The 13,981-nt window shown below is 37.5% G+C and carries 11 protein-coding genes; all 11 read left to right on the top strand.

Annotation, left to right across the window (positions count from 1 at the left end; genetic code table 11):
* Positions 1-37: 37 nt before the first annotated feature.
* The 11 genes from BC781_RS09850 (at position 38) to BC781_RS09800 (ending at position 13,953) form a co-directional block, all read left to right on the top strand.
* Positions 38-673 (top strand): YceI family protein, encoded by a 636-nt coding sequence (locus tag BC781_RS09850; RefSeq protein WP_109617089.1) that lies wholly within the window; start codon positions 38-40, stop codon positions 671-673.
* Between the two features lie 212 nt (positions 674-885).
* Positions 886-2,523: a TldD/PmbA family protein gene (locus BC781_RS09845; RefSeq protein WP_109617087.1), complete on the top strand. Its 1,638-nt coding sequence runs from the start codon at positions 886-888 to the stop codon at positions 2,521-2,523.
* 31 nt (positions 2,524-2,554) lie between these two features.
* Entirely contained in the window at positions 2,555-3,871 is a 1,317-nt protein-coding gene (locus BC781_RS09840) for a TldD/PmbA family protein (RefSeq protein ID WP_109617085.1), read from the top strand.
* A gap of 77 nt (positions 3,872-3,948) precedes the next feature.
* Positions 3,949-4,566, top strand: a complete 618-nt coding sequence (locus tag BC781_RS09835; protein WP_109617986.1) for a DUF4159 domain-containing protein — start codon at positions 3,949-3,951, stop codon at positions 4,564-4,566.
* 242 nt (positions 4,567-4,808) lie between these two features.
* On the top strand, positions 4,809-5,801 hold the full coding sequence (locus tag BC781_RS09830; RefSeq protein ID WP_109617083.1) for an AAA family ATPase: 993 nt from the start codon (positions 4,809-4,811) through the stop codon (positions 5,799-5,801).
* The gene (locus BC781_RS09825; protein WP_109617081.1) at positions 5,801-6,673 is read left to right on the top strand and encodes a DUF58 domain-containing protein; all 873 of its coding nucleotides are present in this window, start codon (positions 5,801-5,803) and stop codon (positions 6,671-6,673) included. Before BC781_RS09830 ends, BC781_RS09825 begins: the two co-directional genes overlap by 1 nt.
* Positions 6,674-7,002: 329 nt before the next feature.
* Complete coding sequence (locus tag BC781_RS09820; protein ID WP_158281437.1) at positions 7,003-8,280, top strand: BatA domain-containing protein; 1,278 nt, start codon at positions 7,003-7,005, stop codon at positions 8,278-8,280.
* Positions 8,281-8,284: 4 nt separating this feature from the next.
* Positions 8,285-10,624 carry a DUF4175 family protein gene (locus tag BC781_RS09815; RefSeq protein ID WP_146201667.1) on the top strand — a complete coding sequence of 780 codons (2,340 nt, stop codon included), beginning with the start codon at positions 8,285-8,287 and terminating at the stop codon, positions 10,622-10,624.
* 38 nt (positions 10,625-10,662) lie between these two features.
* Entirely contained in the window at positions 10,663-12,390 is a 1,728-nt protein-coding gene (locus BC781_RS09810; RefSeq protein ID WP_146201666.1) for a hypothetical protein, read from the top strand.
* Between the two features lie 36 nt (positions 12,391-12,426).
* Positions 12,427-12,993: a pentapeptide repeat-containing protein gene (locus BC781_RS09805; RefSeq protein ID WP_109617073.1), complete on the top strand. Its 567-nt coding sequence runs from the start codon at positions 12,427-12,429 to the stop codon at positions 12,991-12,993.
* Positions 12,994-13,089: 96 nt separating this feature from the next.
* Positions 13,090-13,953 carry an AraC family transcriptional regulator gene (locus BC781_RS09800; RefSeq protein WP_109617071.1) on the top strand — a complete coding sequence of 288 codons (864 nt, stop codon included), beginning with the start codon at positions 13,090-13,092 and terminating at the stop codon, positions 13,951-13,953.
* Positions 13,954-13,981: the final 28 nt, after the last annotated feature.

Genomic DNA, 13,981 nt, shown 5'->3' with positions numbered 1-13,981 from the left:
CCTTTTATAGCTTGTCAGATCATTAAAAAAGGAATATATGAAAAAGTATCATCTTATTCTTATAACCTTATTATTAAGCTATTCATCATATCTGTTCGCGCAAGCGGATAAAGAAAAAAATGTAAGAGAGTGTACTTTAATTTTAGAAAGTAATTTTGAAGTCACAGGATATTCTACCGTAGCTGGAGGAGATAAGAAAATTCCATTCTTATTTGAATACAAGGGCGACCACGCTGAAAAAATCGAGACGAAAGGGCGCTTACAACATGAAATACTAGATCTAACAAACTCATCGCTTCAATTAAAAGTAAATCACTTCAAGAGTGGAAACTTTATCATGGATAAAGACTTCTACAAAATGTTGAAGTATAAAGATTACCCTCAGATTTCTGTAGACTTTAAGCAAATTGGTTGGCATAGAAATGAGGATCAAAAAGCGGAGATCATTAAACTGAAAATTAGCTTAGACATAGCTGGAGTTAAAAAAGAATATACTTTTGATATAGAACCGGCAGAAGTTCAGAATAGAAGTTTTCATTTTACTTCTACACAACAAATCAATATCCGAGATTTTGGATTAATCCCTCCTAAAAAAATGATGGGAATGGTTGTCGTGCAAGATGAGGTTGATATTATGATAGATTTGAAAGGGAAATTAGAGCTAAATGACTAGCTGAAAAGGGATAATAGAATCGTCTTCAAAAGAGTTAAGGAAAAGTTAAGTACTTTAAAATAGAACAAGGTTTTACCTTGTTTTTTCTATTTTATCGTATCTTATTTATATTTTACAAGTGTCAACATACCCGTTAAATATTACTGTGCTATTATTCAGTGACCCTATAAAATACTGTTGATACTCGTTTTTGAACTATAACCAATTCAATTTTGAAAAGACGAAACTTTATTCAATTAGCGGGTCTTGGATTAGGTGGAACAGCGCTATCGGTGCCGATTATTGGTAATGCTGTCCCAACTGATGTGATCAAAGACCCCGTTGCAGATTCAGTGAAAAAACATTTATCAGATGTTGCCCTTGACACTGCAACTAGTAATGGCGCTTCCTATGCCGATGTACGTATAGGACGTTACCTAAACCAATTTCTATTTACTCGCGAAAAGAAAGTTCAGAACATCGTTAACACAGAATCTTTTGGTATTGGTGTTCGTGTAATTGCCAATGGTACTTGGGGATTTGCTTCTACTAATGATGTAACTGAAAGAGGTATCAGAGAGGCTACAAGACAAGCCGTAGCAATAGCAAAAGCAAACTCTCGTATCCAAAAAGAACCTGTAAATCTTGTTCCACAAGAAGGCTACGGACAAGTAGCTTGGAAAGCACCAATCGAAAAGAATGCTTTCGAAACTCCAATCAAAGACAAAGTAGATTTATTACTGAATGCAAACTCTGCAGCCATGGACAATGGGGCTAAGTTTGTTTCTTCTGCTTTATTTTTTGTAAATGAGCAAAAGTACTTTGCTTCTACAGAAGGTTCTTACATCGATCAAGATGTACACCGTGTTTGGCCAACATTCACAGCAACAGGTGTAGATCAAAATACAGGTAAATTCAAATCTCGTCAAGCACTTTCTGCACCGATGGGAATGGGATTTGAGTATTTGGATGGACTAGATTCTGAAAAGGTAGATGGTCCAGCAGGTCTTCGTCTTTACAGAAATTCGTATGATATGGTGGAAGATGCTGCCATTGCAGGAAAGCAAGTAAAAGAAATGCTATCTGCAAAATCAGTAGAACCAGGAAAGTACGATTTGGTGCTAGAGCCAAATCACTTAGGACTGACTATTCACGAATCAGTTGGTCACCCACTAGAGCTTGACCGTGTATTAGGCTATGAAGCCAACTATGCGGGGACAAGTTTCGCGACACTTGATAAGTGGGAATCAAAGAACTTCAAATACGGATCAGACATCGTAAATCTTGTAGCTGATAAAACTCAAAAAGGATCTTTGGGAGCAGTCGGTTATGATGACGAAGGTGTAAAAACAAAAGAGTGGCACTTGGTGAAAGACGGAACATTGGTGAATTACCAAGCTATCCGTGACCAAGCACATATGCTAGGAGAAGAAGCTTCTCATGGCTGTTGTTATGCCGATGGTTGGGACACAGTTCAGTTCCAACGTATGCCAAACGTTTCTTTACAGCCAGGTAAAGAAAAGTACTCTGTTCAAGACATGATCAAAGATGTAGAAAAAGGAATCTACATTGCAGGTAGAGGATCATTCTCAATTGACCAACAACGCTACAACTTCCAGTTTGGAGGAACAGTGTTTATGGAAATTAAGAATGGTGAAATCACAGGAATGTTGAAGGATGTAGCTTACCAATCAAATACGCAAGAGTTCTGGAACTCATGTGCGAAGATTTGTGACGCTGATGATTACCGTTTATTTGGCTCATTCTTTGACGGAAAAGGACAGCCTTCGCAAGTTTCTGCGGTTTCTCACGGTAGTTCTACTACACGTTTCAACGGTATCAATGTGATTAACACTGGCCGTAAAATCTAATTGATCGATCACTCTTAAAGAACAAAGTAACATGGCATTATTAACCAAAGAGGAAGCAAAAATCATCTTAGACAAGGTATTGAGCTTCTCTACTGCCGATGAGTGTGAAGTGACACTAGGTGGTAGCAACAGTGGAAATATCCGTTATGCTAGAAATACGGTTTCTACTGCAGGTATGAAATCAGATTTAGAACTTGCTGTAAGATCTACTTATGGAAAGAAATCAGGAGTAGCTACAACAAATGAATTGGATAAAGAATCCTTGAAAAGAGTTGTAGAGCGTTCCGAGGAGTTGGCAAAACTTGCTCCAGAGAATCCTGAGTACATGCCTCTAGAAGGACCTCATGAATATAAACCAACGCCAATGTATACAAAGGCTACAGCGGAAATCAACCCAGAATTCCGAGCAAAAGTAGCTGAAACAAGTATCACAATGGCGGAGAAAAATGATTTAGTAGCAGCAGGTTTCTTAGAAGATGAAGCTTCTTTTGAAGCATCAGCAAATTCTAAAGGACTTTTCGCTTACGAAGAATCTACAAGTATGGACTTTACACTAACTGTCCGTTCGAAAGACGGTACAGGTTCGGGTTGGGTTCGTCGTGATTTCAATGATGTATCTAAGTTTGACATTGAAAAAGCTACATCAATTGCGGTACAAAAAGCAACAGATTCTCGTAATGCAAAAGCGATTGAGCCAGGGAAATACACTGTAATTCTTGAACCAGCAGCTTCAGCTGATTTGATCAGAAATATGGGCTTCAATATGAGTGCTCGTTCTGCCGATGAAGGACGTAGTTTTATGTCTAAAAGAGGTGGAGGTACTAAAATCGGAGAGAAGATGTTCGACGAAAGAGTAACGATTTACTCTGACCCTTGGCATCCAGAAGTTCCTGCTTCAGCAATCAGTGGCGATGGTCTTCCTCGTGAAAAAACAATGTGGGTTGAGAATGGAGTAGTGAAAAACTTATTCAGAAGCCGTTATTGGGCTGATAAAAATGGAGAAGTCGCTATGCCAAGACCTTCAAACATGATTATGGTAGGTGGCGATAAGTCTACACAAGAACTGATCGAAAGTACTGAGAAAGGTATCTTAGTCACTCGCTTGTGGTATATCCGTTCGGTAGACCCTCAGACGTTACTTTATACAGGGCTAACTCGTGACGGAACTTTCTACATTGAGAATGGAAAGATCAAATTCCCTATTAAGAATATGCGTTTCAATGAAAGTCCAGTAATCATGTTGAATAACATTGAAGACTTGGGTAAACCTGTTCGTTTTGATGGGAAAATGATTCCTCCAATGAAGATCAGAGACTTTACATTTACAAGTCTTTCAGATGCTATCTAATTAGTGTATGATAAAACCCACTCGTTAATCTCTTTTTCGAAAGGGGATTAAGAGTGGGTTTCAAAATAGCTAAACCATTGAGCAAATTCTTTTTTACACGATTACAATACAATTCTGGAGATTGGAACACAGACCAGCGTATGCCTTCCAATCTTTTAAACTCTTTGGTAGAATACACCAATATTCCAATTGAGGAACAAGAACGTGTAGTCCCTTTATCAAGTCCCAAAATCTTTAGTTCTCCTTTTTGCTATATCAGCGGACATAAACTGGTGCAGTTTGATGCACAAGAGAAACAGAACTTCAAGCAATATGTAGAAAATGGAGGCTTTGTATTCGCAGACGATTGCAATCATGATATAGATGGCTTATTTGCTAAATCTTTTGAAAATCAGATGGCGGATATTTTTGGTGCTGATGCACTCGTAAAAATCCCGAATACACATCCTATTTATACATCCTTTTTTGAATTTGAAGATGGTCCTCCAACTACTTCTCAAGAATTAAATGGATGGGGAGATGATTTAGTCCACGAATACCTAAAAGCGATTATCATTAATGGGCGAATTGGCGTGCTTTACAGCAATAAAGATTATGGCTGCGAATGGGATTATGATTTCAGAAATAAGAGGTGGCTAGCAGTAGATAATACTCGATTTGGTGTGAATATCATTATGTATGCGCTTAATAGTTAAGCCATGATACATTATTGAATACTTGGACAAATATTATCGGTATAAAAACTACTGTTCTTAGAGTTACTCTAAGAACTTAAAAATGAATGAGAGAGGCGGACACAGTTCTTCAGACTCGACATATTTGTAGAATTTTCGAGTCTGAAGACTCTTACCCTCATCTAAAAATCCTTAGATAGCTTCGCAAACTCTAAGGATAGATTTACGTGATCTCAATTAATCTTCTATTACTCTAACTGACAATGGATACAAAACATATACAACAACTAACATCAAAATTACAAGAGCTCAAAGCTGAAGTGGCTAAGGTTATCATCGGTCAGGAAGAAGCTGTTGAGCAAATGCTGATTGCTTTATTAGCAAATGGGCATGCACTTCTGGAAGGTGTTCCGGGAGTAGCAAAAACGCTTATGGTAAATACCCTAGCCAAAGGTGTTGACTTAGGCTTCAATAGAATTCAGTTTACACCAGATTTGATGCCTACGGATATTCTTGGAACTGAAATACTCAGACAAGGTGAAGGTGGTAAACAAAGCCATTTTGAATTTGTACAAGGTCCAATCTTTACGAACGTTTTGCTTGCCGATGAGATAAACCGTACTCCACCCAAAACACAAGCAGCACTTTTGGAAGCAATGCAAGAGAAAAAGGTGACTTATGCAGGAAAAGACTACAAACTAGATGAGCCATTCTTCATTGTCGCTACGCAAAACCCGATTGAACAAGCGGGAACATTCCAATTGCCAGAAGCACAACTCGACCGTTTTTTACTGTATGTAAAGGTGGGTTACCTTTCTGAAGCAGACGAATTGCAAGTATTACTTTCGACAACGACCAATAAAAAAGCAGAAGTCAATGCTGTACTTTCAAAAGAGGAAATCAAAGAGCTGCAATACTTGGTTCGAGAAGTCAGTATAAATGAAGATTTAGTAAGATTCGTAAATCAATTGATCCGCTCTACTCGTCCACAAGATTCTAGTGTAGAAGAGGCAAAACAATCTTTGCGATGGGGTGCTGGACCAAGAGCAGGGCAAGCATTGATTCTTACCGCAAAAGCTAGAGCCTTGATGAATGGAAGATTTGCTGTTATTCCAGAAGATTTGGAGGCTGTAGCCAAACCCGTATTGCGACATAGAATACTCCTCAATTTCCAAGCTATAGCTGATGGTACAACCGCAGATCAAGTGATTGATGTCCTTTTCTCCAAAATTGAACTTAAAGCTGCAGTGCTCTAATGAAGCTTTCCGAAAAAATACTCGCCCGTCATTTGGCTTCGGTAGAACAATTGGAACTCTTAGTCAATCAATTGTTAGATGGAATGCAGTTTGGCTTGCAGTGGAATAATCAGAAGGGAACGGGAATGGAATTTAGCCAATACAGAACGTATATGGCAGGAGATGACCCCCGAAATCTGGATTGGAAAGTACTTGCTCGAACAGGGAATTACCTCATCAAAGAGTCGGAGTTGGAAGCGCGGATTCCTGTACAAGTCATTTTGGATAATAGCCGTTCAATGCTTTATGCAGAAGAAGGAATTTCTAAGTTTGATAAAGCACGATTACTGGCCGCATTGGCAGGGAATATTGTAGCAAAACAAGGTGATGGATTTAAACTTTCTGCTTTTTCTCCAACTTCACAAGTGATATCTCAAACTGTAGAAAAACGAGGAGATATTCCTTTTCTCTATGATTTTCTGACCAAGCTAGCCCCAATTCAATCGTGGTTAAGCTACAAGGAAAGTCTTCATGCCTTTGAGTTTTTACAGAAAAGAAGTCTGATTCTATTTTTTACGGATTTCTACCAAGAAGACGAAAATATGTATGAACTTCTTCGCTATTGGAGAAGTATGGGACATCAAGTGATTTGCTTGCATTTGTTAGGGGAGAAAGAGAAAACGCTCGACTTCAAAACGGGAAATACCTTGGTTGATCTAGAGTCTGGGAAAAAAATATTAATTGGGGGAAAAGAAAATAAAACGCAATACCAAAAAGCCTTTCGTACTTGGCAAGCTCAGTTACAAGAACAATTTCTGCAATCGGGTATTTCATATATGGAAGTATTACTAGATGCAGATGAAGGGAGTGTTCTTCGAAAGTTATTAATGTAAGTACTAGGACAAATGATTACCTGTATTCTATTCGAAGAGTTAGCGAAGCGATCTTCGAATTAAGAAATGGGAATTAGAGTCTTCAGACTCGACATTTTAGCAGATTTTGGAGTCTAAATACTCTTGCTTTCATAGAGAAATCCTTAGATCACTTCGTTAACTCTAAGGATAGATTACTTATTACCTGTATTCCATTTATTTAATTCATGTCTGTACAAGGATTTTCGGGATGGGAAAAGCATGAAACAGTTTTGTGTCAAGGCATAGAATAAAAAGATAAATACTTCAATTTGAAGTTTAATTAAAAACACTAAATCACAAACATCATTTTGTTCCAACATAACACATATCTCTGGGGACTTAGTCTCATTCTTATTCCTTTGTTGATCCATTTATGGTACCGTAAACAAGGGAAGGAGATCCCATTTGGGAGTGTACGACTTCTGATGGAGGATAAGTTTGCGAAGATTAGTCGACTCAAATTCAATGAAAGAAGACTTTTTTTACTTCGTTCTGCGATTGTCATGAGTCTTATTTTTCTGATAGCCATACCCAAATTCCCACCTTTTCAGTGGCAACAAACGAGCAATCGAATAAACCTTTTGGAAGCTCAAGTTTCAGCTGATTTAGCTAAAGAATTTGATGAAAATCAGACTATCATTCTTTGGCAAAAGGACGAAATATTCCAACGCTCGGAAGCGGAAGTAAAGACGCATACGATTTGGCAAGCATTAAAAATGCTAGACCGCGAGTATCCACAGCTTGATACTGTAGCGGTTTATGTGAGGGCTCGTAAGCAATTTTTTGAAGGGAATACACCTAAGCTTAGCTTTCATACCCAATGGCATTGGATAGGCGAAAAGGAGTCTGTGAGATCATTAGTTGGTGTATTTCAAGAAAAAGAACAAGTCAGAGTTTGGTGGTCGGAAGGTGATGAAAATGTACAAAATCTTAGTTCAGAGGGTTTCACTTTTGAAAAACCTTATCTATGGTCTGTAGGAGGTGACACCTTAAAGGCAGTATTGGATGCTCAAGGAAATTGGCAATTGATGTTCAAAGATGATAAAGTCGCTTTAGAGCAGAAGCCTAAACTTAAGCTTAAAGTCCATGCTGCAAAATCTTATTCTTTTGAAAAAAGGCGAGTTGAAGCGGCGCTCAAGGCGATTGAAGCACAAAAACTAATAACGATTCAACAGACAGATAGCGTAGCCGATTGGCATATCTATTTAGGGCGAAAAGCAACTAACTCTCATCAAAACTCCTTTTCCATTTTGCATCATAAAAGCGGATTGAAACATATACAATTCGAAGGAGAAGGAGGTGAATGGACATTGTCTTATGATGCACGAGAAGCAAAAGCCGTTATCGATTTTGAGGAACAGCTTCCGAGTATTTTACTAAAACTCTTGATGGCTGATTACCTAAATGAAGAAGCCATTTCAAAAGCAGATGTAAGGCATTTATCTGAGAAGGAAAAAGAAAAGATTGAGCAGTTGATTCCAATTGAAAAGCAGCGATCGGTGAATAAGAATATGCAGATTTGGTTATGGTGGCTTGTATTTATCCTAATTGGTGTAGAACGTTATTTGGCAATTCGAAAAGGCTAGAACGATGGAGGAAATAGTATTACAACATTTACATAAGCTAAAGCGAAATTGGCGATTAGGAATAGCATTCCGTTCAGTCCTATTGAGTATAACGCTGTATTTTTTCGTTCAAACATTGAATGAATTGTTTTGGGTTGATCAATTATGGATTCAACTGGCAGGAGGAATAAGTGCTTTGGCTTTATTGATTGGAAGATTCATTCAGAAAGACTTTTTTGGAAAGGGCTATGCAGAAATTTTCCGCTATTTAAATCAGCAATATCCTTCATTTGAACATAGTGCCGAGCTACTTATTTCTGATACTGATTCGGTATTGGAAAGACTGCAAAAAGACAAAGTTGAAGCTTATTTTATGGAGAATAAGGCTTTCATTCGTCTGCCGTTCCGATTCAGAATTTCAATGCTGAGTTTAGGACTTTTTGTAATGGTTATGGGGGCTTCTTTTACCCTAAAGCCTTTAGCTGAAGTGCCATCTTTTGAAAAAGAGACATGGATTAATTCGAGTGTGACAGCTAAAGATTTTCCACAGTTAGAAGGGATAGAAATCAATGTTCTTCCGCCTAGTTATACAAAGCTTTCTACAACGAAAGACACAAATGGGAATCTGAATATCTTGGAAGGAAGTCAAGTGACTTGGAATGCGAAGTTTTCAAGTTTACCTCAGAAGGTTCAGCTTGTTTTTGACCAGAAAGAACAATTGCCTTTTAGGCAGAATGGTGATTTTTTTCAAGGAGAAAAGAGAATGTATGCTCCTTCAGTTTATCAGTTGAAATATGAAAATGATTCCATAGTTCAGACTTCTCGTAACTTTTTGATTCAAGTGAAAGCGGATGAAAAGCCTAAAGTCACTTTGCTGGGTTTAGAAGCCTTTACACAAGTCGATTATCAATCAAACTTTGAACTAGAACTACAAGCAAAAGCCTCAGATGACTTCGGTATTGTAGAAGCAAAATTAATGCTTACACTTTCGAGAGGAGAAGGGGAGTCTGTTAAGTTTAGAGAAGTGCCTTTACCTTTGGAGGGATTCCGAAAAGGGGATAAGGATCAAAAGCTATCTTCCATCTTGAATTTTGATGCTCTAAAGGCTGAAACAGGGGATGAATTGTATCTGCAATTTTGGGCAAAAGACAATAAGCCCAAAGGACAGTGGGCAAAAACGGATGTCTATATCATTTCTATCAAAGACCCGAACAAAGAACAGCTGACTTTTCAAGGTGGATTGGCAGTAGATGTGATGCCCGAATATTTCAGATCTCAACGTCAGATTATTATTGATACAAAGAAGCTAATTGCTGAAAAAGCCTCATTATCTGATCAAGAATTTAAAGAGCGTAGCAATAGTATTGCGGCAGATCAGAAGATTTTACGACTGCGTTATGGAAAGTTTTTGGGGGAAGAAGCCGTAACGGTAATCGGACCTATGGATGAGGGAGATGGTCATGATAAACATGAGGGAAAGGTAACAGAAAAAGGTCACGAACATGAAACACCTGAAGAGCATGCCGCACATTTTGGGCGTAAATACCATGATCATTCGGCTCATGCAACTGATGATAAAGAAAAAGTGACAGAAAAGGGACATGAGCATGAAACACCTGAGGAACATGCTGCACATGCTGGTCATGATCATCCTGGTCATCCTGGTCATGAAGAAGAAATAGGTGCAGATGAGAAGGAATTCGGGGAAGTTGGGGCAGAAATAGAACCTTATTTTCATAATCATGATCATTCAGATGTCTCTACATTCTTTGACAATGCACTGAAGTCTTTGTTGAAAGCCGCGCTCGCTCAGATGTGGGATGCTGAGCTTCAACTTCGATTAGCGACTCCAAAGAAAGCCATTCCATTTGAAGAAAAAGCACTCGAATACATCAAGGAAATTCAGAAACGCTCCCGTATTTATGTGGAACGAGTTGGTTTTTCTCCGCCTCCACTTAAGGTTGCAGAAAAGCGATTAAGTGGCGAATTATATGAATTGAAATCAAGGTCTAGCACTCAGAAAGCTGTCTCCAAGCAAGCGAAGTCTGTTTTAGCAGACGGGGTTTTGCTTTTGCAAAGTGAGCATTGGAAGAATGTCGGTTTTTCAGCTGATGAAATCATTCTATTAAGACAAGTCGGGAATGAATTATCTGAAAAGCTATTGACAGAAAGTCCTTCAAAATTGACAAGCCTTGATCCGCTCCTAAGTCTGATTGAGGAAAACGGACTTTCAAAGCATCAGAAGTTGGACACTGAAAAAGTCTTAGAGACTATTATACAAACGATGGAATCAGCTACAAAAGCTCCAACAAAGCTAAGAGGGAAGGAATCTAAACTTTTGGAAGCTTATTACAAACAGCTTTAGTCCTTAGTCATCAATGTTAAATCTATTTTTTGAAGATCGTGAACAAACTACATATTGATATACATTGGGTGAATCATCTGCCACTTATTTTAGGCGTGTTTTTACTGCTAGCATTGGGGATTATTTTTCATATTCGTCAACGAAAACCTTTTGTTGCAACGAGTATTTTAGCGTATCTGTTAATCGGAACGGGATTGTTAGGTTTAGGCTTGAAGCCTTCAATTTTAAAGGAAGTATCAGCAGATTCTTTTTTGGTGATAGGACAAGATACTCCGAAAGATAGTGTTGCAGTTTTCCAAAAACGATATGATGAAACTTCTGTAGTCACACTCAGAGCAGAAGAGAAGTCAATAGAAGGTTTAGATTATCTGTTCGCTGAAAATCCAAATGTGTCAAGTTTGAGAATCGCAACGTTAGAACTAAATGATGCAGATGTTGAAGTCCTTTCTAAAATTCCTTTTGAATTATCTCTTCCTTATGCGATTTCTGGAATTATTGATTTTGAACAAGATAATCAGATCGAACTAGGTGAAAAGGCTACGATTTCGGGAAATATAATTGGTGATCGTGAAGATAAAAAGATGCTTTACCTTAAAGGTGCTGAAGGAATACTAGATTCTACACAAATCGCATTGAAAGAAGGGAAAGTGTCTACGTTTAAATTTGAAATCTATCCTAAACAAGCTGGGCTATGGAAGTATGAGCTAGATTTAGAAGGAACAGCAAATATTTTAGATTTTGGGATTGAGGTTTTCGCTCCTCAAGCGTTAAAGATTTTGTTGGTCAATAATTCACCCGATTTTGAATTTAAGTTTTTGAAAAATTGGCTGACAGAAAAAGAACATGATTGGGCATATCATACCGCGGTCTCAAAAGAGATTTATAACCAAGAAAAGACGAAAGGAATTAATGGGAGTTTTTCGGCTAAAAATCAAAAGTACTTAGAACAGTTCGACCTGATTATTACCACTCAAGAATATTTTGAAAAGCTTACATCTAGTTCTCAAAAGAAATGGGATAAATTAGTGAAGAATGGTATCGGATTGATCGTAAGAGGAAGTAGTGAGAAGGCTTCCGTGAGTCCTATTTTAAAGAATATTAAACTTCAAAAAGATTCAAAAGAATATGAAACGGATTACGATCTAGCAATTAGTCCTTGGACGTTGAAAACAAGTGAGATGAAGTTTGAAGTATCAACAAGTGATGATCTAATAGGAAGTGAAGTTGTCTTTCGTCAGAAAGGAAAAGTAGCAATCAATCGTGTGTTGAATACGTATGTTTGGAAACTGTATAGTCAGAAGGAGCAATATGAAACGTATTGGTCAGAATTGATTCAGCTGACCGCAAGAAAGAATAAGGTGAAGTCTTTTCAATTTCCAAATCTAGTCTTTAACAATCAGAAGACAGAAGTAAACGCAGATGGTCTGAAGTCTTTTAAGATTGTTTCGCCTTCTTCTAAAGAGGAGACTTACTACTTGAATGTAAGAGAAGATTTGGCAAAGCATACTAACAACAGTCCTGTCTTCGAGGAACAAGGTTGGCATGCTGTGGATGATGGTCATGGTATACAAAATATCTATGTTTCTTCTTCTGAGAATTGGAAAACTTATCAGAAGTATGCCCTTTATCAACAGTTGTTGGATCTAAGTCAGCTAGAGAAGCAAAGTCCGAAAATTAAGGAGATTCAAGAGGAGGTTTCTCAATGGTGGTTTGTCGCTATTTTGATGGTGGGTTTAAGTATTTTGTGGGTGATTCAGAAGTTGTAAATTGATATATTCGCAGTCGAATTTAATAACGGAATTATGAAGGTTTTTGATGAGGAAACATTTAAGGGGAAAAAGTTTAGTTCTGAAGAATTAAGAGGAGCTGAATTTGAGTATTGTACATTTATCAATTGTGATTTTTCAGATCAGTTTGCTACTTCTGCTAAGTTTGTAGAATGTACTTTTGAACAGTGCAATTTGTCGAACTTAAATGTCTCTGAAGCTACATTAAATGATGTTTCTTTCTTGGAAAGTAAATTGGTAGGCGTGAAATTTTCGGAATGTAATTCGCTATTCTTATCACTTTCTTTTACTAGTTCAAACCTTGATTACTGTGTATTCAGTCACTTGAAATTACAAAAGACCTATTTCCAAAATTGCCATATTCATCAAGCCTCTTTTATGGATTGCGAGTTGATGGAGTCTGATTTTTCAAAAACAGAACTTGATGGGACGTTATTTGAAAACTGCAATTTGAGTAAAGCGAATTTTAGAACGGCTTCTAATTTTACCATTGATCCAGATATCAATAACCTGAAAAAAACGAAATTTAGCTCGGCAGGGCTTGTTGGCTTATTGAGTAAGTATGATTTGGATATCCGATAATTGACTAATGTCGTGAAGATTTCTAAAGTTAATCTATCAGTACGCTAAGCTATTGTATCTTTGCATTTCAAGAATAACCAAGAAGAGGAGAGCGTTATGGAACATGTTAAGTTCAATAAAACAATCTGTGGAGTAGATTTCTTATTGAATATTCTAGATGTAAATGCAGAGCTGAAATTACCTGACTCCGTACAAACTGCTGATTTTTTCCAAATCATTATTGTTAAGAAAGGGAATGGCGAACTGATTTTGAATGGGAAGAAAATATCTTTAGAGGATAATCTTATTGTTTTTATTTCTGCAAATCAGCGTTATCAATGGAATGTAGATTTATCAACATTTGAAGCTTCTTTCATTGTCTTTCAAGAAGATTTTTTGAATGATTTCTTTTCCGATAATTACTTTACTTATCGCTTACTCTACTTTTATCAAACTGAGCTTCCACTGGTTTTAAAGGTAGCAAATTCCTCAATGGAAGAGTATCTGATGAAGCTTGACGAGATAAAAGCTGAATTGCCTAAACCTAAAAGCGATAGCGCTCACCTAATCCGTTCGATTCTGTATTACTTACTGATTATTCTTAATCGAAGATATGCAGAAACCTATACTGTAACCACAACAATTTCTAATGATAATGCAGCATATCAGTTCAGAAAGTTAGTAGAAAAACATATTCGAGTAAGTCAGCGAGTAGAAGAATATGCCCGACAGATGGAGGTTAGTCGGATTACGCTGAATAAACTGATCAAAGAACAATTTAATGTAACACCTACAGCTTTTATTAAGTCAAGACTCTTGTTCGAACTGAAGCAAGATTTACTGTATTCAAGTAAAACAGTAGATGAATTAGCAGAGGATTTTTCATTTTCAGAAGCCAATCATCTTTCCCGATTTTTTAAGAATATGACAGGGCAAAGCCCTACTGCTTTTCGTTTAGCTTATCAAAATGGTAGAAATTGAGGTGCGTATGGTAGTGTGAGGAATTGAT

Source organism: Sediminitomix flava, assembly GCF_003149185.1.
Taxonomy (GTDB): domain Bacteria; phylum Bacteroidota; class Bacteroidia; order Cytophagales; family Flammeovirgaceae; genus Sediminitomix; species Sediminitomix flava.
The sequence above is the reverse complement of the archived record's forward strand: the minus strand, read 5'-3'. Positions and strand labels throughout refer to the sequence as shown.